The organism is Micromonospora sp. NPDC004540, assembly GCF_040610095.1.
Classification (GTDB): domain Bacteria; phylum Actinomycetota; class Actinomycetes; order Mycobacteriales; family Micromonosporaceae; genus Micromonospora.
Genome location: NZ_JBEXLR010000009.1, coordinates 24,732 through 46,728, shown reverse-complemented (window position 1 = coordinate 46,728; position 21,997 = coordinate 24,732). Strand labels below are relative to the sequence as shown.

14 protein-coding genes are annotated in these 21,997 nt (G+C 76.0%); 6 read left to right on the top strand and 8 right to left on the bottom strand.

Annotation, left to right across the window (positions count from 1 at the left end):
* Nucleotides 1-32 precede the first annotated feature (32 nt).
* The 6 genes from ABZV78_RS05125 to ABZV78_RS05100 all read right to left on the bottom strand — a co-directional run bounded on the left by ABZV78_RS05125 (nt 33) and on the right by ABZV78_RS05100 (nt 14,496).
* Nucleotides 33-3,533: an amino acid adenylation domain-containing protein gene (locus ABZV78_RS05125; protein WP_355635488.1), complete on the bottom strand. Its 3,501-nt coding sequence runs from the start codon at nt 3,531-3,533 to the stop codon at nt 33-35.
* Nucleotides 3,530-5,833 carry a lantibiotic dehydratase gene (locus tag ABZV78_RS05120; RefSeq protein WP_355635487.1) on the bottom strand — a complete coding sequence of 768 codons (2,304 nt, stop codon included), beginning with the start codon at nt 5,831-5,833 and terminating at the stop codon, nt 3,530-3,532. The genes ABZV78_RS05125 and ABZV78_RS05120 overlap by 4 nt, the downstream gene beginning before the upstream one ends.
* Complete coding sequence (locus ABZV78_RS05115) at nt 5,830-8,949, bottom strand: thioesterase domain-containing protein (protein ID WP_355635486.1); 3,120 nt, start codon at nt 8,947-8,949, stop codon at nt 5,830-5,832. Before ABZV78_RS05115 ends, ABZV78_RS05120 begins: the two co-directional genes overlap by 4 nt.
* On the bottom strand, nt 8,946-12,401 hold the full coding sequence (locus ABZV78_RS05110; RefSeq protein WP_355635485.1) for an AMP-binding protein: 3,456 nt from the start codon (nt 12,399-12,401) through the stop codon (nt 8,946-8,948). Before ABZV78_RS05110 ends, ABZV78_RS05115 begins: the two co-directional genes overlap by 4 nt.
* Nucleotides 12,402-12,739: 338 nt before the next feature.
* Nucleotides 12,740-13,135, bottom strand: a complete 396-nt coding sequence (locus ABZV78_RS05105) for a DUF2267 domain-containing protein (RefSeq protein ID WP_355635484.1) — start codon at nt 13,133-13,135, stop codon at nt 12,740-12,742.
* Nucleotides 13,136-13,245: 110 nt separating this feature from the next.
* On the bottom strand, nt 13,246-14,496 hold the full coding sequence (locus ABZV78_RS05100; RefSeq protein ID WP_355635483.1) for an MFS transporter: 1,251 nt from the start codon (nt 14,494-14,496) through the stop codon (nt 13,246-13,248).
* Nucleotides 14,497-14,595: 99 nt separating this feature from the next.
* Here ABZV78_RS05100 and ABZV78_RS05095 point away from each other — a divergent pair, with 99 nt between their 5' ends.
* Complete coding sequence (locus ABZV78_RS05095; RefSeq protein ID WP_355635482.1) at nt 14,596-15,909, top strand: PLP-dependent aminotransferase family protein; 1,314 nt, start codon at nt 14,596-14,598, stop codon at nt 15,907-15,909.
* Between the two features lie 7 nt (nt 15,910-15,916).
* Here ABZV78_RS05095 and ABZV78_RS05090 read toward each other — a convergent pair whose 3' ends face one another.
* Nucleotides 15,917-16,315 (bottom strand): NUDIX domain-containing protein, encoded by a 399-nt coding sequence (locus ABZV78_RS05090; RefSeq protein ID WP_355635481.1) that lies wholly within the window; start codon nt 16,313-16,315, stop codon nt 15,917-15,919.
* Between the two features lie 113 nt (nt 16,316-16,428).
* Between ABZV78_RS05090 and ABZV78_RS05085 the strand changes: the two genes are divergently transcribed.
* The 3 genes from ABZV78_RS05085 to ABZV78_RS05075 all read left to right on the top strand — a co-directional run bounded on the left by ABZV78_RS05085 (nt 16,429) and on the right by ABZV78_RS05075 (nt 19,817).
* Nucleotides 16,429-16,821 (top strand): hypothetical protein, encoded by a 393-nt coding sequence (locus ABZV78_RS05085; protein WP_355635480.1) that lies wholly within the window; start codon nt 16,429-16,431, stop codon nt 16,819-16,821.
* Nucleotides 16,822-16,878: 57 nt separating this feature from the next.
* Nucleotides 16,879-19,020, top strand: coding sequence for a molybdopterin-dependent oxidoreductase (locus ABZV78_RS05080; RefSeq protein WP_355635479.1), 2,142 nt, complete (start codon nt 16,879-16,881; stop codon nt 19,018-19,020).
* Nucleotides 19,021-19,112: 92 nt separating this feature from the next.
* Nucleotides 19,113-19,817, top strand: coding sequence for a CBS domain-containing protein (locus ABZV78_RS05075; RefSeq protein WP_355635478.1), 705 nt, complete (start codon nt 19,113-19,115; stop codon nt 19,815-19,817).
* A gap of 188 nt (nt 19,818-20,005) precedes the next feature.
* Here the strand turns inward: ABZV78_RS05075 and ABZV78_RS05070 are convergent, their stop codons facing one another.
* On the bottom strand, nt 20,006-20,380 hold the full coding sequence (locus ABZV78_RS05070) for a nuclear transport factor 2 family protein (protein ID WP_355635477.1): 375 nt from the start codon (nt 20,378-20,380) through the stop codon (nt 20,006-20,008).
* 175 nt (nt 20,381-20,555) lie between these two features.
* Between ABZV78_RS05070 and ABZV78_RS05065 the strand changes: the two genes are divergently transcribed.
* Both ABZV78_RS05065 and ABZV78_RS05060 read left to right on the top strand, forming a co-directional pair.
* Entirely contained in the window at nt 20,556-20,912 is a 357-nt protein-coding gene (locus ABZV78_RS05065) for a PadR family transcriptional regulator (protein ID WP_355635476.1), read from the top strand.
* A complete protein-coding gene (locus ABZV78_RS05060; protein ID WP_355635475.1) occupies nt 20,909-21,823 on the top strand; it encodes a hypothetical protein in 915 nt (304 codons plus the stop codon). The genes ABZV78_RS05065 and ABZV78_RS05060 overlap by 4 nt, the downstream gene beginning before the upstream one ends.
* Nucleotides 21,824-21,997 lie beyond the last annotated feature (174 nt).

The following is a 21,997-nucleotide window of genomic DNA, read 5'->3' as shown; positions in this document are numbered from 1 at the left end:
GCTCACGCGGTGCGTCGGGGAGGGTTGCGGCGTCACGGCTGGTTCGGTCGTCGGGGTGGCGTACGGCGAACGCGGCCGCGCCGGGCGGCGGCCCGCAACGCGGCACGGGCCAGTTCCGGCCGGTCGGCGGCGCCGTCGAGGCTGGCGGCGAGGGCCCGCACGGTCGGGTGGCGGAACAGGTCGAGCATGGTGAGGGAGCGGCCGGTGGCCTCGGCGAGCCGGGCGTGCACCGCGGCGAGGGCCATGGAGTGGCCGCCGATGTCGAAGAAGTTGTCGGCGACCCCGACCCGGTCCCGGCCGAGCACCTCCCGCCAGATGCCGGCGATCAGCTCCTCGGTGGCGGTGAGCGCGTCGGGCCCGGCGGGCAGCGGAGCCCGGGCCGGCTCGGCGGCGGCCACGGTCATCGCGCCGAGCGCCGCCACCCGTACGGCCGGCCGGGGCAGCTCGGGGGCGACCTCGTCGGCGGGCGCGTCCGGGTCGGCCGCGAGGGCGCCGACCAGGTCGGCCAGGTCGGCCAGGAGCGCCTCGATCCGGGCGGCGTCGAACAGGTCCGGGTTGTGCACCACCTCGACGCCGGCCCGGCCGTCGCGTTCCACCACGTAGACGGTGATGTCGAACGGCGAGCCGGGCTTCGGCACCGGCAGCGGCTCGACGGTCAGGCCGGTCAGCGCGAGCCGGGGCGGGACGAAGTTGAGCACGTTGAACAGCACCTGCACGAGCGGGGCGCGGGAGGTGTCCCGGCCGACGCCGAGCGCCTCGACGATCCGCTCCAGCGGCGCGCCGGGGTGCTCGGTGACCGCGTGCAGCTCGGCGGCGCACCGGTCGACCAGCCCGGCGAAGCTCGCCCCGCCGGTGCGGACCCGCACCGGCACGGTGTCGATGAAGAAGCCGATGACGTCGTCGAAGGCGGCCAGCCGCCGGTCGGCGACGATCGCGCCGAGCACGTGGTCGTCGCCGCCGGTGAGCCGGCGCAGCAGCTCGCCGAAGCCAGCCAGCAGCACGGCCGCCACCGTGGTGCCGCGCCGGGCGGCCAGCTCGCGCACCGCCCGGTCGGCCGCCTCGGTGAGCCGCACGGCGGCCTCGACGCCGGCGTAGGTCTGCACGGCCGGGCGGGGGCGGTCGCGGGGCAGGTCCAGCACGGTCGGGGCGCCGGCCAGGTGGTCGGTCCACCAGGCCAGGTCGGCCGCGCCGCGGTGCCGGTCCCGCTCCGCCCGCCAGACCGCGTAGTCGGCGTACGTGGCGGGGAGCGGCGGTCCGGCCGGCGGCGCACCGGCGACCGCCCGGGCGTACGCGCCGGCCAGCTCGTCGTAGAGCAGCGCCTCGGACCAGCCGTCGAAGACCGCGTGGTGCACGGTCAGGGCGAGCACGTGGGTGTCGGCGGCGAGCCGGTAGACGGTCACCTGCCAGGGCGGCCCGGTGGCCAGGTCGAACGAGTGCCCGGCGCCGGCGGCGAGCATGCCGGCCAGCTCCGCCTCGGCGTCGGCGGCGCCGGTCAGATCGACCACCGGCACGGCCACGTCGGTCGGCTCCTCGCGGACCGCGTACGGCACCCCGCCGGTCTGCGGGATCCGCCAGCGCAGCACGTCGTGCCGCTCGGCCACGGCGCGCAGCGCGGCGCCGAGCGCGGCGGTGTCCAGCGGCCCGCGCAGCCGGTGCGCGACGGCGATGTTGTACGGCGCGCTGGACGGGGCGAGCTGGTCCATGAACCAGAGCCGCCGCTGCGGCGGGGAGAGCGTGGGCGGGTTGCCGGTGGTCAGCCCGTCGCCGTCGGCGGGCGCGGCGGCCCGCACCCGGTCGACCAGCGCGGCGAAGGTGCGGTCGCTGAACAGCACCCGCGTGTCGACCCGGCGGCCCAGCTCGGCGCGGAGCGCGGCGACCAGCCGCATGGCCGCGATCGTGTTGCCGCCGGCGGCCAGGAAGTCGCTGGCCGGCTCGGGGGCCGCGCCGAGCAGCCGGGTCCACAGCCGCCGGACCGCCGTCTCGACCGGATCGCCGCCGTCGACCTCCTCCCCCGCTTCCGGGGCGGCCGCGGCGAGGGCGCGCAGCGCCGGCCGGTCCAGCTTGCCGCTGGTCGGGCTGACCGGCAGCGCGGCCAGCCGCACCGTCCGGGCCGGCAGCATCGCGGTGGTCAGCCGGGGCCCGGCGTACGCCCGCAGCGCCTCGTCGCCGGGCGCGTCGGCGGGGGTGAGGAAGGCGACCAGCTCGGTGCCGGCCGGACCGGGCACCGCCTCCACGGCGACCCGGTCGACGCCGGGGTGCCCGGCCAGCACGGCCTCGACCTCGCCCAGCTCGATCCGCTGGCCGCGCACCTTGACCTGCCGGTCGGTCCGGCCCAGGTAGACGATCCGGCCGTCCGGCGCCTGGCGGACCAGGTCGCCGGTGCGGTAGAGCCGCTCACCGGGCCGGTCGCCGAGCGGGTCGGGCACGAACCGCTCGGCGGTCAGCCCGGGCCGGTTGAGGTAGCCGTCGGCCAGGCCGGGACCGCCGATCAGCAGCTCACCGGTCTCCCCCGGCGGCACCGGGCGCAGCTCGGCGTCCACCACGTGGGCCCGGTGGTTGGGCAGGGGCCGGCCGATCGGCACCGGGTCGGTGTCGGCGGCGGTCAGGTCGCCGCTGACCGCCAGCACGGTGGTCTCGGTCGGGCCGTAGCCGTTGAGGAACCGCCGGCCGGGGGCCCAGCGGGCGACCAGCTCGGCCGGGACCGCCTCGCCGCCGCAGAGCAGCACCCGCCAGGACGGCAGCTCCGCCGGGTCGAGCAGGGCGAGCACGGTCGGGGTGATGAACCCCCAGGTCACCTCGTGCGCGGCGATGAACCGGGCCAGCCGGACGGGGTCGGCCCGGTCGTCGACGCCGAGCAGCTGCACCGCGCCGCCGAGCAGCAGCGGCACGAACAGGTCCATGGTGGCCGCGTCGAAGCCGAGCGAGGCGATGCCGAGGCTGCGTACCGAGGCGTCGGCGCCGGTCAGCGCGGTGACGCCGGTGACGAACTCGACGGCGTTGCGGTGGGTGGTGAGCACCCCCTTGGGCCGGCCCGTGGAGCCGGAGGTGAACAGCACGTACGCCGGGTCGCCGGGACGGGCCGGGCAGGGCGCCAGCGGGGCCGGGCCGGGCAGCCCGACCGCCTCGACGCCGGGCTCGTCGCCGAACTCGGCCGGCGCGGCGTCGCCGGCCACCACCCGGACCCCGGCGTCCCGGGCGATCTCGCGCAGCCGCTCCCGGGGCCCGCCCGGCTCCAGCGGCACATAGGCGGCCCCGGCCAGCAGCACGCCGAGCACGGTGACCACCAGGTCGGGGGTACGCGCACCGCAGACCCCGACCCGGTCGCCGGGGCCGATCCCGCGCTCGCGCAGGGCGGCGGCCAGCCCGGCGGCCCGGTCGACGAGCTGCCGGTAGGTCAGCCGGGTGTCCCACTGGCGTACCGCCACCGCGTCGGGGGTCCGGGCGGCCTGCGCGGCGACCAGGTCGGCCAGGGTCGCGTCCGGCCAGGGCAGCTCCGCCCCGTACGCGGCGCTCACGGTCAGGATGTCGGTCACCCGTGGTCTCCCCGGTGCTCGGTCGGGTCGGTGATCTGGAGGCGGAGTTCGTTGACGTAGCCCCGGCCCTGCGCGTCGGTCACCCACGCCTCGGTCGGGGCGGGCAGCAGCTCGCTGACCACGACCGGCACGTCGGGGCTGGTCCGGTGGGCGGCGTCGACCATGGCGCAGAGCGACTGCGCGTACAGCGGGCCGGTCAGGTCGACGTAGCAGGGCTTGATCTCGGTGCCCACCTTGACGAACACTCGCTCGGGCAGGCCGGCGGCGGCCCGCCACCGGCGCACCGCCAGGTAGCGCGCGGTCTCGTCGGCGTGCCCGGCCAGGCCGCACTCGCCCGCCGTGGTGCGCCAGGTGCGCCGGGCCACCACCAGCCGGTCGATGGTGATCCGGGGCATGTGCGGAGCCGGGTCCAGCAGCTTGAAGGCGTCCAGCAGCAGCGCGTCGAGCAGGCTGGCGAAGACCTCCATGAGGGACCAGCGCTGGCCGTCCGGGAAGACCGCGACGAGCCGGTCGCCGTCCCGCTCGACGGTGACCGCGGTGGCCGGCACCAGCCGGTCGACGTCGGCGCCGTGGGCGGTGTCGATGCCGAGCTGGCGGTCCGCGGGCCCGGTCAGGGCGTACGTGGTGCGGGTGGTCCGCCGGGGGTAGCTCTCCGGCCAGAGCATCCGCAGCCGGGCGGGGCCGAGGTCGGTGTCGTAGGCCGCCCGCAGCGCCGCCGGATCGGGGTGGAACGGACTGAGCACGGCACTGTCGTAGGCGGGGTGGGCCGGGTGCAGCTCGCCGAGGACGAGCAGGAACTCGCCGCGCGCGACCGCCTCGGGAGATTCCGCCGCGAGCTGCACGTCCGGGTTGTGCAGCCGGGCCGACGGCCAGCCGGGCCGCGCCGCGGGGAAGAGCCGCCGGACCGGCTCGGCCAGGTCCTCGGCGCGCAGCCGCAGCTCCGTCTGGCCGGGGGGCAGGTCACGCAGGCCGCACAGCTCCGCCCAGCGCCGGGTGAACGCCCCGCCCGCCCGGGCGATCGGACCGTCGGGGGCCAGCAGGGTCCCCTGGGCCAGCGACCAGACGTCGGCCAGCCGCACCCGGCCGTCGGCGGCCAGCTCGTCGTGCAGCTCCCCGAGGACCTCCTCGCAGCCGGTGCCGACCTCCGCGGTGAACCAGCGGGCGGTCTGGAGCATCACGGCCAGCGGGGCGGCCAGCGCGTCCAAAACGGCCGCGCCGACGGTGAACTCCAGGTCCCGGCCGGTCTCCTCGTAGCAGACGGTGCGGCCGACGTACATCTGGCCGCTGTGGCGGGTGGCCGGGCGGCCGGTGACGGCGGTGAACTCGGTGTTCAGGGCGGCCAGGGTGGCACCGAGCCGGTCGGGGTGGCCGGCGGCGGCCGCGACCGCGTCCCGCGCCGCGCGAAGGCGGTCGAAGTCGGCCGCCACGCGGGCCCGGACGTCCTCGTCGCCGATCGCGGCGATCCGCTCGGCGAGCACCTGCTCGGCCTCCGGGCTGACCGGCAGGTTGGCGCCCCAGCTGAGCTGACCCCGGTCGACCCACCGGTCGAGCAGCAGGTAGACGTCGGCGGCCTGGTGCACGTCACCGTCGGCGCGCATCCGCTCGGCCAGCTCGAGGGCGGGGGTCCGCCCGTCGCAGGCGGCGAGCAGCCGGGCCTCCGTCGGGGTCAGCGCGATCGGCGGGTGCAGCGGCCAGCGCAGCTGGCGTCCCTCGACGGTCAGGTGGGGCTGCAGCGCGGGGGCCCACCAGCGGCGTACCGCCAGGTCGTCACCCAGCCGGTCGGCGTACGCGATCAGCGCCCACGCCTCGAAGACCACCTGCCGGCGGTCGACCAGCGACGGGCCGGGCGACAACCGGATCCCCGGCTCGTCCGGGTCGAAGGTCCCCCAGCAGACCGGGCCGAAGAAGCCGATCGTCTCCGCCTTGCCGCAGTAGCGCTGCCAGTAGCGCAGCAGGCTCAACTCGCGCTTGCGCCGGCGGACGTTGCGCACCTCGGGATCGGTGCGCAGCAGGCCGTCGAGCGCGACCAGCATGTCCGGGTTCTGCCAGGTGACCGCCTCGCGCAGCAGCGGGTCGGCGGCGATCTCGTTGACCACGGCGCTGGACCCGGCGAACGCCTCGCGCAGCGTCTTGTCGAGCAGTTCGGGGCTGGTCGTGCCGGCCAGCACCGCGTCGGCGACCGCGGCCGCCTCCGGCGCGGCGAACCGGTCGAGCCCGTCCGCCGGGAACCCGGCGGTGCGCAGCACCACGTCCCGCCAGACCGACCAGCCGGTCTCCCCCAGTGGCAGCAGGTGGCTCATCGGTTCTCCGTCCCCTGGGTGTCCACGATGTGCAGGCGCAGCTCGCTGAAGTAGCGGCGGCCGGCGCCGTCGGGCACCCACGCCTGGTCGGTGGTGGGCAGCATCTCGCTGACCGTGAGCGAGACGCCGTCGCCGCCGTCGACCCGGGCGGCCCGGACCAGGGCGCAGAACATGTTGGCGAAGGCCGGGCTGGCGAGGTCCACGAAGCAGGGCTTGGTCTCGGTGCCGAGCTTGACGTAGACCTGCTCGGGCAGGCCGAGCCGGCGCCGCCAGTCCCGGACGGCCAGGAAGCGCTGCCGCTCACCGGTGGCCAGGGCCAGGCCGCTGTCCCCCACCGTGGTTCGCCAGGTCTGCCGGGCCACCACCAGCCGGTCCAGCGTGATCCGGGGGGTGTACGGCGCGGCGGCCACCAGCTTGAAGCCGTCGACCGCGTGCGCGCTGAACAGCTCGGCGAAGACCTCGCTGAGCGGCCAGCGCTGCCCGTCGGAGGCGGTGGCGACGAGCCGGCCGTCGACCTCGGTGACGGTGAGGTCCACGGTGGGCAGCACCCGGGCCGGGTCCCCGCCCGGCGCGTCCTGGAAGGCCAGGTGCCGGTCCGTGGGCCCGGTCAGCGACTCCGAGGTACGGCTGGTCCGGCGGGGCCACTCGCTCGGGAAGAGCAGCCGGACCCGCCGCTCGCCCATGTCCGCGGCCAGCGCGGCACGCAGCCGCTCCACCTCCGGGTGCGACGGGGTGAAGACCGCGCAGTCGAACGAGGACCAGGCGGCGTGCAGCTCGCCGAGCACCACGGTGTACTCGCCCCGGGCCAGCGCCGCCGCGTCGGTGGCGCAGATCTGCAGGTCGGGGCTGTGCATCACGGCGTTGGACCAGGTCGGCCGGGCGCCCGGGAAGACCGCGTCGACCCGGTCGGCCAGGTCGGCCACCCGCAGCCGCACGTCGGTGGCGCCGGGCGGCAGCGCGTCCAGCCCGAACAGCCCGGCCCAGCGGGCGGCGAAGTCGGCGGCGACCAGGTCCACCGGCCGCTCACCCCCGCCCCAGAACAGACCCTGGGCCAGGAACCACAGGTCCGCCAGGGCCACCGGACCGCCGCCCGCCTCGGCGCGCAGCTCCTCGTGGAGCCCCCGGAACACCTCGTCGTACGCCTCGGCCAGGGCGTTCGCCATCCACCGGGCGGCGCGCAGCAGCACGTCCAGCGGGGCGGCCAGCTCGGCCAGCAGCGGCGCGCCGAAGACCACGTCCAGGTCGCGGGCGCTGTCCTCGTAGCAGATGGTCCGGCCGGCGTACATCTGGCCGGCACGGCGGACGGCCGGGACGCCGGTCAGCTCGGTGAAGGTGGCGTCGAGGGCGTCCAGGGCGGCCCTCAGCCGATCCGGGTCGCCGGCCGCCCCGGCCACCGCGTCGCGGGCGGCGCACAGCCGGTCGAACCCGGCCCGGGCGGTGTCGCGGGCGGCCTCGTCGCCGACGGCCTCGATCCGTTCGCGCAGCACCCGCTCGGCGTCCGGGCTGACCGGCAGGGCCGCGTCCCAGCTGATCAGCTCCCGCTCCACCAGCCGGTCGAGCAGCGCGTACCCGTCCTCGGGGCGGCGCAGCCCGATGGCCGGGTCGGCCACCAGGTCGGCGGCGCAGCGGTGGCCGTCGGCGGCGGCGAGCAGCGCGGCCTCCACCGGGGTGAGCGCCACCGGCGGACGGCCGGGGCGCAGCACGGTCCGGTCGCGGACCGCGAGGTGCGGGCGTAGCACCGGCGGCCACCACCGGCGGACGGCCAGGTCGGCGCCGATCCGCTCGGCGTACGCGGCCAGCGCCCAGGACTCGAACCAGACCCAGCGCCGGCGGGTGAGCGCGGCGCCGGGGCGGATCCGGGCCGTCGCCGGCTGGTCGGGGTCCACGGTCACCCAGCAGCTCGGGCCGAAGAAGCCGACCGTCTCGTTCTTGCCGCCGTAGCGCTGCCAGTACTTGAGCAGGGCCCGCTCCCGGTCCCGGCGCCGCACGTTGCGGGGCGCGTCCGCGCCGCCCCGGGCCAGCCCGTCCAGCGCCACCAGGGCGCCCCGGTTCTGCCAGGTGACCGCCTCGCGCAGCAGCGGGTCGGCGGCCAGCTCGCTGAGCCGCTGGGCGGCGGCGCGGACGGCCTCGTCGAACTCCTTGTCGAACCGGTCCTCGCCGATGCCGGTGGCGAGCAGCTCGTCGGCGGCCGCGGCGGCCCGGGGCGCGGTGAACAGGTCCAGGCCGTCGGCCGGGAAGCCGGTGGTCCGCAGGATGGCGTCGCGCCACACCGACCAGGCGGTGTCGCCGAGCGGCACCCGGTGCGCGCTGCCGGCGGTCCCGCGGCCGGCGGCGCGCACCGGGGCCGTGCCCGCGGCCGGCACGTCGACGCGGGTGGTCGCGGCGCCGAGCGCTCCGGTCAGGTCGGCGCGGATGAACGCGAGCAGCTCGGCGAGCCGGTCGTGCAGGAAGAAGTGGCCGGCGGCCAGCTCGTGCAGGGTGAACCCGGCGGCGGTGTGCTCAACCCAGGCGGCGTTCTGCTCGCGGGTGACCGCCCGGTCGTCCCGCCCGGCGAACGCGACGATCGGCACCGGCAGCGGCTCGCCGGGCACGTAGCGGTAGTCGTCCACCCGGCCGAAGTCGGCCCGCAGCAGCGGCAGCAGCAGCTCGACCAGCTCCGGGTGGTCGAACAGCTCGGCGGGGAGGCCGCCGCCGTCGCTCAGCCGGCGCAGCAGCTCCTCGTCGTCGGCACGGGACAGACCGTCGAAGAGGCCGGGCGCGGTGACGTGCGGGGCGCGGGCGCCGCCGACGTAGAGCCGCAGCGGCAGCGGCCGGCCGGTCCGGCGCAGCTCGCGGACCACCTCGAAGCCGAGCCGGCCACCCATCGAGTGGCCGTAGAGGGCGTACGGGCGGTCGGCCCGGGCCGCGACGGCCTCGGCCACCTCGGCGACGTCGAAGCGCGGATCCTCGTTGATCCGGTTCTCCCGGCCGGGCAGCTGCACCGGCAGCACCTCGACGTCCGGGCCGATCCCCTCCTGCCAGCGCCGGAACGCGCTCGCGCCGGCACCGGCGTAGGGCAGGCAGAACAACCGCACCGGCGCCTGAGGTCGGCTTCCGGCGGAGACGAACCAGTTCACCGCGGACCTTTCTGCACGGGGTCGATCCAGTACCGCTGGCGCTGGAACGGATAGGTGGGCAGCCCGGTGCGCCGGACCGTGCCCTCGGGGTGCAGGGCGTCCCAGTCGACGTCCCGCCCGGCCACCCAGTCGGCCGCCAGCTCGCGCAGCGGGCCGCCCTCGCCGGCGATCCGGGCGTCGGTGTCGAGCAGCGCGTCCAGTCCGGCGAGCGCGCCGGGCAGGTCGGCGGCGACCACCGCGGCCCGGTGGGTGAAGGCCCGCCGGCCGAGGGCCAGGGTGGCGGCCACCACGGGCAGCGCCGGGGCGTCGCCGCCGAGGTGGGCCCGCAGCCGGGTCAGCGCGGCCCGCAGCGCCGCCGGGGTGCGCGCGGAGACCGGCAGCAGCCACGGCCCGTCGCCGGTCGGGTCGGCCGGCTCGGCCGGCGGCGGCTGCTCCACCACGACGTGCGCGTTGGTGCCGCCCAGGCCGAAGGCGCTGACCCCGGCCACCCGCCGCGGCCCCTCGGGCCAGTCCCGCGCCTTGGTGGGCACGTAGAACGGGCCGGCGGCCAGGTCGATCTCCGGGTGCGGGCGGGTGAAGTGCAGGTTCGGCGGGATCACCCCGTGCCGCACGGAGAGCACCGCCTTGATCAGCCCGGCGATGCCGGCGGCGGCGTCGAGGTGGCCGATGTTGGTCTTCACCGAACCGAGCGCGCAGGTCTCGGCGGGTGCGGCGCCGGCGTACACCTCGTGCAGCGCGGCGACCTCGATGGCGTCGCCCAGCGGCGTGCCGCTGCCGTGCCCCTCGACCAGGCCCACCTCGCCGGGGGCGACCTCGGCGGTGGCCAGTGCGTTCGCCACCGCGGCGGCCTGCCCGCCCGGTCCGGGCACGGCGAAGCCGGCCCGGTCCGCGCCGTCGTTGGTGACCGCCCAGCCGGGCAGGACGGCGTAGATCCGGTCGCCGTCGGCCTGCGCGTCGGCGAGCCGGCGCAGCGCGACCACCCCGGCGCCGGAGCCGAAGCCGGAGCCGTTGGCGCCCTCGGCGAAGGCGCGGCACCGGCCGTCCGGGGAGGCCAGCCCGCCAGGGGTGTGCCGGTGCCGGGGCCAGGTGACGGTCACCCCGCCGGCCAGGGCGAGGTCGCACTGGTAGTCGGCGAGGCTCTGGGCGGCGAGGCAGACCGCGACCAGCGAGCTGGAGCAGGCGCTCTGCACGGCCAGGGCGGGCCCGGTGAGCCCGAGCCGGTAGGCGACCTGCCCGGGCAGGTGGTCGGTGAACTGCCGGCCGATCAGCCGGGCCTCCCAGTCGTCGGGGTCGACGTCGCCGACCACGGCCGGGTTGTCCATGAGGTGGAACAGGAAGTACCGGTTGGCGGAGGTGGCCGAGTAGACCCCGACCAGGCCGGGGAAGCGCGCCGGGTCGTGCCCGGCGTCCTCCAGGGCCTCCCAGGCGGTCTCCAGGAAGAGCCGGTGCTGCGGGTCGGTCCGGGCGGCCTCGTCGGCGCCGAAGGAGAAGAACTCGGCGTCGAAGTCGGCGACCCCGTCGAGCCGGCCGACGGCCCGCACGTGCCGGGGGTCCCCGCGCAGCCCCGGCCCGACGCCGAGGGCGGCCAGCTCCTCGTCGGTGTGCTCGTGGATCGAGTCCACCCCGGTGCACAGGTTCCACCAGAAGGTGGCCACGTCCGGCGCGCCGGGGAAGCGACCGGCGAGGCCGACCACCGCGATCTCGTCGCCGGTGTACTCGCGGGCCGCGGCGGCGGGCGCGGCCGGCGCGGGCAGCACGGGGGCGCGGACCGCCTCGGGCGGGGCGTCGAGCAGCGCCGCCTGGGCGGCCACCGTGGGGTGGTCGAAGAGGCGCAGCAGGGGCAGGCGTACGCCGAACCGCTCGGCGAGCCGCTGCTGCACCTGGCCCAGCAGCAGGGACTGCCCACCGGCGTCGAAGAAGCTGACGGTGCGGCCGACCGCCGGGCGGCCCAGCACGGCGCACCAGATGTCGTGCACGATCCGCTCGGTGTCGGTGGCGGGCGCCTCCCCGGGCGGCACCTCGGCCGCCGGCCCGGGCAGTGCCCGCTCGTCGACCTTTCCGGTGACGGTGAGCGGGAACTCGTCGAGCAGCACGACGGCCCGGGGCAGCGCGTAGCCGGGCAGCGCGGCGGCGAGCGCGGCGCGCAGCGCGGCCGGGTCGGGGCGGGCGCCGGCCGGGCGGGCGTACGCCAGCAGTTCGCCGTCGCGGGCGATGGCGCGTGCCCCGGCCACGCCGGGCTGGGCGGCGAGCACGGCCTCGATCTCGGTCAGCTCGACCCGGTGCCCGCGCACCTTGACCTGCCGGTCGAGCCGGCCCAGGCAGACCAGCTCGCCGCCGGGCAGCCGCCGGCCGAGGTCGCCGGTGCGGTAGGACCGCACCCCGTCGGCGTCCACACTGAACCGGTCGCTGTCCTGGTTGAGGTAGCCGGGGGCGAGGTGCCGGCTGCGCACCACCAGCTCGCCGGTGTCCGGGGCGAGGTCCACCCGGTAGCCGGGGAACGCCGTGCCGATCGGCAGCGGGCCGGCGGCGGTCGGGTCTACCGTGGACAGGACGAGTTCGTGCCGGGCCACGAAGGTCATCTCGGTGGCGCCGTAGCCGTTGACCAGCCGGCAGTCGGGGGCGAACCGGTCCCGGCCGCGGGCCGCGTCGGCGTAGGTGGCCTGCTCGCCGCCGAGCAGCACCACCCGGACCGTGTCGAGGCGCCGCGCCCCGAGGGTGTCCAGCAGGTAGCGGTAGACGGTGGGCGTGCAGTGCAGCACGGTGGCCCGGTGCCGGTCGAGCTGCTCGACGGCGTGGGCGAGCCCGTGCCGGCGCAGGTCGACGGGGACCACCGCGGCGCCGGTGAGCAGCGCCGGGTAGAGGTCGGGGATGGCGGCGTCGAAGCTGAACGAGGCGAGCAGGCTGAGCCGGTCGGCCGGGCCGATCGCCAGCGCGGCGATCTGGTTGTCGACCACGTGCGCGAGGTTGCGGTGGGTCTGCCCGACGGCCTTGGGCACCCCGGTGGAGCCCGAGGTGAACAGCACGTACGCCAGCGCGTCCGGGTCGACCGGGACGGGCCGCAGCGGGGCGGGCGGCACCTGGTCCAGCGGCAGCACGGTCCGCCCGCCGGCGAGTTCCCCGGCCAGCTCGCGGTGCTCGGCGGCGCAGGCGACGGCGGTGACCCCGGCGGCGGCGAGCATGTGGCGCAGCCGGTCGACCGGGAAGCCCGGGTCCAGCGGCACGTACGCGCACCCGGCGGCGAGGGCGCCGAGCAGCGCCGCGACGGTCGGGGCGCCGTGCGCGGTGAGCAGGGCGACGCGGTCGCCGGGTCGGATGCCGGCGGCGACGAGCGCGGCCGCGTGCCCCCCGGCCATCGCGGCCAACTCGGCGTAGGCGACCTCGTGGGTCTCACCGAGCAGGGCCGGACGTTCACCGTGACGCGCCGCGACCTCGCCGAAACGATTGATGATCATCGGCTGAGCCATGTCAGCGGGCTGATGTTTCCCCATGGATGACAGGCGCGCAGCGTTCAGTGAATGTGATCATGATCCCCCCCAGGACTTCACATTGGAGTCAGAATAAAGCTCAATCTCTCGATGGGGAGGGCATCGATGCAGGTCAAGCCGAAGGGATGACAACACGTGGAAGCTCGGGCGGAGGAATCCGTCCGATCATCCCTCTAGCGCGTAGACGATTTACCGCGTAAGCGCCTACTCGCGAGTTATTTTACGGTGAAAATACTTCCGGACCGTGGAATCTTCACCGTCACGGCCCCTCTGCCGCAGCTCAACCCGGGTCTCGGGGAGCCTGCCTACACATCGTACGGCGGACGCGGGATCGGGTCGACCATCGCGTCGAATCCCTTGGGGAGCTGCGCCACGAGATCCTGGAACTCGCCGACCGTGACCGTCTCGCGCAGGGTCGCGAGCACCGCGCGGGCACCCACCTCGGCGACCGCCGGGTCCACTCCGGCCCGCTCGGCGACCCGGTACAGGAAGGCGACCGCGCCGCCGGTCGTGCCGCCCTCGCCCGGCGCGGCGAGGTAGCTGCCGACCTCGTCCGGCAACTGCGCGGCAAGGTCCGCCGTCTCGCTGGCGGTGATCCGCTCGGCGAGGGTCTGCAACACCGCCCGGGAGATCGTGGCGGCCTGCTCGGTGGGCAGCTCGGCGCGGCGGGACACCGCCTCGACGAATCGGGGAAACCGCACAGCCCTACTCCTGTCGTCGCCGGCCGCCGCCGGGTGTCCGACCCGTCCGCGCCTCGCGGCCCGGAACGTCGCGCCCGCGGTTACCCGCGCCCGGCGGCGGCAAACGGCCGTCACCGCGCGGCGGGCACCGCCGCCGGCGGCGCGTCGGGGATCGGGAAGTCCCGGGTACGCCAGACCGGCGAGCAGCGGGTGACCAGCGCCGCCCCGGCCATCCCCGCCGCGGCCAGCGCGAGGTACGCCGGCGCGCCCAGCAGCCCGGTCAGCGCGCCACCCAGCGCCGCACCGAGCGGCATCGCCCCCCAGATGACGAACCGGCTGGTCGCGGTCATCCGGGACAGCAGCGCGGGCGGGGTGGCGGCCTGCCGGAGGCTGACCGCGTTGACGTTGTAGAGCCCGCTGGCGAAGGCGTTCACCGCCAGCCCGAGGGCGATACCGACCGGGTGCGGCCAGAGCACCAGCGCCGCCCCGGCCTGGAGCACCGCCGCCCCGGTGACCGCCCGGCCGACACCGAGGCGGGCCCGGGCCCGGCCGGCGACCGCCGCGCCGAGCAGGTAGCCGACGTTGGCGCCGGCGACCAGCAGGCCGACCGTGGCGGCTGGCAGCCGCAGCTCGCGGACCGCGTGGACCAGCAGCATGGCGAGGAAGCCGGCGTGCCAGAGGTTGGTCAGGCCGGAGCACAGGGTCAGCGCCCGCACCACCGGGTCGCGGAAGACGAAGCGGATCCCCCCGGCGGCGTCCCGCCACAGCCCGCCGGCGCCGGGCGTCGCGGTGCGGGCCAGCCGGGGCGTACCGGCCAGGAAGAGCGCCGAGGTGACGAAGCTGGCCACGTCGACCAGCAGGGCCAGCGGCGCGCCGAGGACGCCGACCAGCACGCCGGCCAGGCCCGGGCCGGCGGTCTGCCCGACCGCCCGGGTCGCCTCGAGGCGGGCGTTGGCGTCGGCCAGCCGGGCGGCTGGCACCACCGCCGGCACGGCGGCGAAGTACGCCACGTCGAACAGCACGGTCGCGCAGCCGGCCAGCAGTGCCACCGCCACGAGGTGGGCCAGGCTCAGCAGCCCGGCCGCCCAGGCGAGCGGGACGCTGGCCAGCAGCACGGCCCGGGCCAGGTCGGCGCCGACCAGCACGGCGCGGCGGGGCAGCCGGTCCACCAGCGCCCCGGCCGGCACGCCGAGCAGCAGGTACGGCAGCGTGGTGGCGGCGGTCAGCACGGCGACCCCGGTGGTGCCCGCGCCGAGCGCGGTCAGCGCGGCCAGGGGCAGCGCCACCGTGGTGACGTGGGTGCCCAGGGTGCTGACCGCGTCGGAGAGCCAGAGCCGGCGGAAGGTGGCGTGCCGCCAGAGGGCGGCGGAGGTGACCGTCATGCGGGCAGCCTCCGGCGCGTACCCGGGGAACCGGGTGGCGCGGATTGTCACGGTGACAATCCGGCGGCGGGCGAGGCGCGCGGCGGCTAGATTGTCACGGTGACAATCTGGGAGCCGGCGGGGCTGGCCGGGACCGGGCCCCGCTATCTGGCGCTCGCCGACGCCATCGGCGCCGACATCGCGGCCGGCCGGCTCGGCCCCGGCGACCGGCTGCCGCCGCAGCGGGACCTGGCCCGGCGGCTCGGCGTCACGGTCGCCACCGTCGGCCGGGCCTACCAGGTGGCGGCCCGGCGCGGCCTGCTCGCCGGCGAGGTCGGCCGGGGCACCTTCGTCGCCCCGGCGCCCGCCCCGCCGCCGACCGGCGCGGCGCCCGTGCTGGACCTGGCCGCCGTGCACCCGGCCGGCCACGGGCCGGTGCACCGGGCCGTGGCGCCGATCCTGCACCGGCTCGCCGCCGACCCGCACGCGGTCGGCGCGGAGGACGCCGACGCGGTCCGGCACCGGGTCGCCGGGGCGCGCTGGCTGGCCCACGCGGGCTGGCGGCCCGAACCGGACCGGATCGAGGTGACCGCCGGCGGTCAGCACGGCCTGGCCGCCGCGCTGGCCGCGCTCGCCCCGCCCCGGCAGGTGGTGGTCACCACCGAGCTGACCAACCCCGGCCTGCTCGCCGCCGCCCGGCTGCTCCGGGTCGAGCTGGCCACCGTGCCCAGCGACGCGGCCGGCCCGCGGCCCGACGCCCTCGACCGGCTCTGCGCCCGCCGCCGGGTCGCCGCACTGCACCTGCATCCCACGCTGCACAACCCGACCGGGCTCACCGTGCCCGCCGACCGCCGCCGCGAACTCGCCGCCGTCGCCACCGCCCACGACCTCGTGGTGATCGAGGAGGACCCGTTCGGCCCGCTGCTGCCCGACCGGCCGCCCCCGGTGGCCGCGTGGCACGCCCGGACCGTCCACCTGGGCGGGATCACCAAGACCCTCGCCCCGGGGCTGCGGATCGGCTACCGGTACGCCCCGCCGTCCCTCGCGGAACCGCTGCGCGCCGCGGCCCGCGCCCTCGCCTGGGCGCCCGCTCCCCTGGTGGCCGAGATCGCCACCCAGCTCGTGCTCGGCGGGCACGCGCACCAGCTCGCCGCCAACCGCTCCGCCGAGCTGGCCGGCCGGGCCACGCTCGCCCGCGAGCTGCTCGGCGACCGGGTCGACGCGCCCGGGCCGGCCCCGTTCGCCTGGGTACGCCTCGACCGCGACGCCGAGGCGGTCACCTCGCTCGCCCGGCGGCGCGGTGTCGCCGTGGCCGGAACCGACGAGTTCGCCGCCCGGCGCGGCGCCCCGGCCGGGCTGCGGGTCAGCCTCAGCGCCGACGACCCGACGGTGCGCACCGCACTGCGCGCCCTGGCCCGGCTCATGCCCGCCTGAGCGGAGGTCAGCGCAGCGCGCCGAGGGACCGGAAGTGGTCGAAGATGAGCTGGTCCACCGGGGAGACCCGGTCCCGGTCGGCGTAGCCGAGCCAGGCAAGCTCAGCGATCTCGCTCGCCGGCCGCAGCGTGCCACGGTAGTCGGCGGCGTAGCAGGTCATCCGGACCAGCGTGCCGGCGCCGTGGCCGTGGGCCTGCGCGGTGAAGACGCCGAGCGGGACGGCGGAGTCCGGCACCACCGCCACGGCCAACTCCTCGGTGATCTCCCGGACCAGGGTCGCCAGGTCGGTCTCACCGGCCTCCCGCTTGCCGCCGGGCAGGTACCAGACGTCCTTGCCCCGGGACCGGGTGCTCAGCACCCGGCCGTCCTCGATCCGGATCCAGGCGACCTTGTCGATCTCGGGCATGTGCTCCTCGGGCTCCTGTTCATCGTGGTTCCGTGTTTGCCGCCGTTCCGCGACGGGGCACTTCCGCAATGATGCTCGAACGGCCGGGCGCCGACGCGGGACGGAGTAGCCGGATGGGGTGGCTGGGAAGACTGCTGGGTGGGCCGGACTCGGCCCGGCAGGACGTCGCGGAGCTGTTGACCACCTACAGCCTCTTCCGCACCACCACGGAGACGGTCGGGCTGGACGATCGCGAGACCGTCCGGCGGTGGCTGCGGGACCTCGACCCGGACCTCCAGCAACAGGTGCACATCCGCCGGCCGTGGGGAGTCATCGCCGCGGTGAGCGACCGCCGCGACCCGGTCGGTGTCGTCATGCAGGAGCCGGAGGGCCGGGCGTGGGGCGCCTACGTGCCGGGCGCCGACCGCCGGGAACACCTGACGCCCGAACAGGTCGAGGACGTGATGCTCGCCGCGCTCACCTCCACCGGACGACCGGACGGGCCGGACTGGCGGCCGATCGTGTGATCCGCCTGGCCGCCGCGGCGGGGGCCGGGCCGGCCCGCCGCTCGGTAGGCTCGCCGCATGGCCCGCACCACCCATCCCGGCGCCTGCCCGCTGGACTGCCCGGACACCTGCGTCTGGCAGCTCACCGTTGAGGACGGCCGGGCGGTCGCGCTGCGCGGCGACCGCGACCACCCGTTCACCCGGGGCGCGCTCTGCGGCAAGGTCAACCGCTACCTCGACGCCGTCAACGGCCCCGACCGGCTGACCACGCCCTACGTGCGCACCGGCCCGAAGGGTGTCGGGCGGGTCGCCTACCGGCCGGCGAGCTGGGCGGAGGCGGTCGATCGGGTGGCCGCCGGGCTGCGCGCCAGCATCGAGCGGGACGGCCCCGAGGCGGTGCTGCCGTACTACTTCGCCGGCACCATGGGGCACGTGCAGGGCTGGACGATGGGCCAGCGGCTCTTCGCCCACCTGGGGGCGTCCCGGCTGGACACCACCATCTGCACCGGCGCGGCCCGGGCGGCGCTGCGCTCGATCTACGGCAGCTCGGTCGGCTTCGAGCCGGAGTCCATCGTGGCGGCGAAGCTCGTCGTGCTGTGGGGCGCCAACCCGCTCGCCACCAACCTGCACCTGTGGCCGTTCGTGCAGCAGGCCCGGGAGCGCGGCGCGTACCTGGTCACCATCGACCCGCTGCGCACCGACACCGCGGCCCGCAGCGACGAGCACGTCGCCCCGCTGCCCGGCACCGACGCGGCTCTCGCCCTCGGCCTGATGCGGCACGTGCGCGACGCCGGGGCGGCCGACGAGGAGTGGCTGGCCGCGCACACCGTCGGCTGGCCCGAGCTGGCCGCCCGGCTCGACGAGTGGCCGGTGGAGCGGGCGGCCGCCGATTGCGGCCTGCCCGTCGAGGTGGTCCGCCGGCTCGGCGACCGGATCGCCACCACCCGACCCACCGCCGTCCGGGTGGGCCTGGGCCTGCAACGGCACCACGGCGCCGGCCAGGCGATCCGGGCGATCTGCGCGCTGCCGCTGGTCACCGGCGACTTCCGGTACCCGGGTGGCGGTGCCCTGGTGTCGACCGGCGGGCACCACCCGATCGACGAGGACGCCGTGGTCCGGCCGCCCGGAATGCCGGCCCCGCCGGCCCGGTCGGTGAACATGAGCCGGCTGGCGACCGTGCTCACCGGGGAGGCCGACCCGCCGGTGACCTCGCTCGTGGTGTTCAACGCCAACCCGGCCGCCACCGCCCCCGACCAGAACCGGCTCTTCGCCGGCCTGCGCCGCGCCGACCTGTTCACCGTCGTGCTCGAACAGCGCTGGACCGACACCTGCGACTACGCCGACGTGGTGCTGCCGGCCACCATGCAGCCGGAGCACCTCGACCTGCACTCCTCCTACGGCCACCACTACACGACGCTGAACCTGCCGGTCACCCGGGCGCCCGGGGAGGCGTTGCCGAACACCGAGATCTTCCGGCGGATCGCCGCCGCGCTCGCCATCGACCACCCCCGGTTCTCCGACACCGACGAGGACCTTGCCCGGCAGCTGCTGGCCGGCACGCCGGTCAGCTTCGAGGAGCTGCGCGAGCGGACGTACGCCCGGATCACCGGGGTGCCGGTCGGCGCCGCCCCGTTCGCCGCGGGCGGCTTCCGCACCCCGGACGGCCGGGCCCGGCTGCACGACCCGGCGCTGGCCCGGCTCGGGGTGGACCCGCTGCCCGGGCACACCCCGCCGGTGGAGGCGGCCGACCCCGAGCTGGCCCGCCGGTTCCCGCTGGTGCTGCTCGCCCCGGCCGGCCGGTTCCTGATGAACTCAACCTTCGCCTCGCTGCCCTGGCACACCCGGCGGACCGGGCCGCCCCGGGTGCACCTGCACCCCGACGACGCGGCGGCGCGCGGCCTCGCCGACGGCGACGCGGTGCGGGTACACAACGACCGCGGCGCGTTCCTCGCGGCGGTCGCGGTGGACGAGGCGACCCGGCCGGGGCTGGCCTTCACCTACAAGGCGTACTGGGCGCGGCTGAGCCCGGGCCGGGCCACCGTCAACGCGGTCACCGCGGTGCGCGACACCGACCTGGGCGAGGCTCCGACGTTCCACGACTGTCGGGTCGAGGTCGAGCCGGTGCCGGCCGAGCTGCTGACCCCCGAGCCGCCCGCGGACGCGCCGGCCGTGCCGTCCCCGGCCGCACCCGCCGACCCGGCGGCCGTCCCGGCCGGCTGAGCCGGGACTTCCGGCCCGCCGGCGGGGTCCGTGCGCCCCTGCTCCCGACCACCGCCCGTCCTTAGCGTGGGAGACGGAAAGAGGAGGTCGCCATGCGTACGTGGCAGGTGCAGGACGTGATGACCATCGACGTCGCGACGGTACGGGAGGGCACGGCGTACCGGGAGATCGTCGACGTGCTGACCGGCCGGCACGTCACGGCGGCGCCGGTGGTGGACGGGGCGGGGCGGGTCCTCGGGGTGGTCTCCGAGGCGGACCTCATGTACAAGGTGGAGCTGCAGGGGCAGCCGCAGCCGCGACGGATCCTGCCCGACCGGCACCGGCGGGAGGCGCGCGCGAAGGCCGGCGCGACCCTGGCCGCCGATCTGATGACCGCTCCCCCGGTGACCGTCACGCCGGACGCGTCGCTTGTGGAGGCGGCCCGGGTCATGGACGCCCGGGGCGTGAAGCGGCTCCCGGTGGTCGACGACCTGGGCCGGCTGGTCGGCATCGTGACCCGCGGTGACCTGCTCAAGGTGCACCTGCGGCCGGACGGCGACATCCGGCGGGACGTCCGCGACGAGGTGCTGCGCCGCACCCTCGGCGTGCCCGACGGCGTGGTGGACGTGACCGTGCACGGCGGCATCGTGACCCTCACGGGGCAGCTCGACCGCTGGTCCACGGTGCGCCTCGCGCTGCGGCTGGCCCGGCAGGTCAGCGGCGTGGTCGAGGTGGTCGACGCGCTCGGCTACGCGATCGACGACGCCCCGATGGCCGCGCTGCGGGCCGGCGGCGGGACCCCCGCCGGCATCGCCTGAGCCCCGCCCGGCCGGACAGGGCAGCCATCGAGAACCACAGCGTCGAAGACATGCTCGCTCGGGAAGCGGTAGCCCGAGTGATGGTTATCGACCAAGGCGTCCGGCCGTACTACTTCGAGCCGGAGACCGTCAGCCAATGCTCGAAGAGATCTCGGGTTACCTCCTCCGCTCGCGGTGGTAGGCGGGGTCTATGGTGCCTCACTGACGTGTGCCGCGAGGAGTCTCCATCCACGTTGCGGCGCATGGGTCCAGGTGCGGGTGTAGCGCAGACGCGCCGTAAAAGCCCGCCCCTGAAATACTCCGGAGAGCGTTCCGAGAAACCAGGTGACACCCGTTGTTCCGGCGGCCAGGACGAACAGCTCCTCCTCCGTGACCTGAGTGAGCCGCTGCTGTCCCGAGCGCTGGAGCGCCAGGTCATCGGCCTTGCTGTAGAGCCGTCCACCCGGGCCGGTGAAGATCAGCCGATCATCGATCAGCTCGTCAAGGGCTTCCGCATCAGCTGCAAGCTGAGCAGCCTGTAGACGGCGCTCCGCGTCGCGCAGGCTCTCGGTCAGCGAGTCCATGCCGACATCCTCCCAGGGCCTCCGGTGCTGGCTGGCGTCGTATCGGCCTTCATCCGACCCTGGCCCATCTTTGGTGAGCTACGGATAGAAGGTCTCCGCGAGTTGGACCGGTGAGGGTAGCCGCGAGTCCATCGAGTCTTGACCTATACATCGATCATCTGCTTATGTCGACGGCATGACTGGTTCCTTCGCGTCGATGCGCGAACCCACCTACTTCATCTTGGCCGCGTTGCAGGACGAACCCTTGCACGGCTACGCGATCGTCAAGCGGGCGCAGGAGTTGTCCAACGGGCGGGTGCGCCTCACGACGGGCACCCTCTACGCCGCTTTGGACCGGCTCACCGGTGAGGAGATGGTGCGGGTGGCCGAGGAGGCGGTGGTCAACGGCCGCGCCCGCCGCACCTACGAGCTGACCCAGCGAGGTATGTCCGCGCTGCGTGCGGAAGCGGAGCGGATGGCTGCGGCGGCGAGCGTCGTTCGTGATCGTTCCGTCCGCTCGACGCCTGCGGCGGGTTGGGTGGTGCCGGCATGACTGAGCTGGAGCGCCGTTACCGGTGGCTATTGCGGGCCTACCCTCGCGCCTACCGGCAGTATCGCGCCGACGAGATGCTCGAAACCCTGCTCGCCACGGCTGACAACGCGCGGCGGCCGAGCCTTCGGGAAGCGGCAGCCCTCGTGGTGGGAGGGCTACGCGCCCGCACCGGTGCAGACCGGCTCGGCTCGCGATCGGCGCTGGGACACTCCGCGCTGCGACTGTCCGCGCTGTCCCTGCTCGTGTACGGCCTGACGCTCTGGGCCGGAGGTCCCATCTCACTCTTGGTGACGGTGCTGTCGGAGGGCCCGTACAACCCCGGCACTTGGTGGTTCATCGTCATCCCGGCGCTGCTGACGATCGCGCTTTTCGCGGCGGCCTGGGGTTTCTACCGGCTGGCAATCGCTGCGGCGATCTTGACCGTGGCCGCGCAACATGGATCGGCGAACGGATGGGACCCGTCGTTCTGGTTCTCGTCGGTCTATGACCTCCAGGACGCGATGGTTCCCCAGTTCTGGCCGGCGCTGCTAGCTTCGCTGGCGTTGCTGCGACTGCTCCGCGCGCCCCGAACGCCCGTGACCAAACCGTGGACCTGGCCCGTCCTCGGGGCAGCGGCAGCCCTCCTTCTGGCGCCGAGCCCAATCAACGGCTGGTCGGACGCACCACTGATGTCCCTGTGCGCGTTCGCCGCACTGGCCGTCATCACCGCGCCCATCGATGCACGGATGCCCATCGTCGCCTTGGTGCTTCTCCTGGCGCCAGCCTTGGCGCAAGCCACCTACCTGCTCTGTTCCCAACAGGCAGGGTGGGAAATGGAGGTCTCCATCACCGCGATCCTCATCCTCGCGGCGGTCATGGTGATCACGCTTGCCGCCAGCGCAATCGCAGGCCGACGTCAAGCTCGCCTGTAGACACGCGAGCGCCGGTGGCCGACCCGGTCAGCAGCGGGAGCCAGGGGGAACGCGCACCGGGCAGCTCGGCGGGCTCCGACACTGGGCGCGGTCGAGCCTGGACACAATGAGCCGCCGTGGCAGCCGTCGATGTTCCGATCGGCAACCGAGGAACCGGGGCGCGACCGCGAACAC

Coding starts and splice junctions, on each gene's coding strand:
- ABZV78_RS05070 (WP_355635477.1), bottom strand. CDS start 20,380: ATGGACTCGCTGACCGAGAGCCTGCGCGACGCGGAGCGCCGTCTACAG.
- ABZV78_RS05100 (WP_355635483.1), bottom strand. CDS start 14,496: ATGACGGTCACCTCCGCCGCCCTCTGGCGGCACGCCACCTTCCGCCGG.
- ABZV78_RS05080 (WP_355635479.1), top strand. CDS start 16,879: ATGGCCCGCACCACCCATCCCGGCGCCTGCCCGCTGGACTGCCCGGAC.
- ABZV78_RS05065 (WP_355635476.1), top strand. CDS start 20,556: ATGACTGGTTCCTTCGCGTCGATGCGCGAACCCACCTACTTCATCTTG.
- ABZV78_RS05060 (WP_355635475.1), top strand. CDS start 20,909: ATGACTGAGCTGGAGCGCCGTTACCGGTGGCTATTGCGGGCCTACCCT.
- ABZV78_RS05075 (WP_355635478.1), top strand. CDS start 19,113: ATGCGTACGTGGCAGGTGCAGGACGTGATGACCATCGACGTCGCGACG.
- ABZV78_RS05085 (WP_355635480.1), top strand. CDS start 16,429: ATGGGGTGGCTGGGAAGACTGCTGGGTGGGCCGGACTCGGCCCGGCAG.
- ABZV78_RS05110 (WP_355635485.1), bottom strand. CDS start 12,401: ATGATCATCAATCGTTTCGGCGAGGTCGCGGCGCGTCACGGTGAACGT.
- ABZV78_RS05090 (WP_355635481.1), bottom strand. CDS start 16,315: ATGCCCGAGATCGACAAGGTCGCCTGGATCCGGATCGAGGACGGCCGG.
- ABZV78_RS05120 (WP_355635487.1), bottom strand. CDS start 5,833: ATGAGCCACCTGCTGCCACTGGGGGAGACCGGCTGGTCGGTCTGGCGG.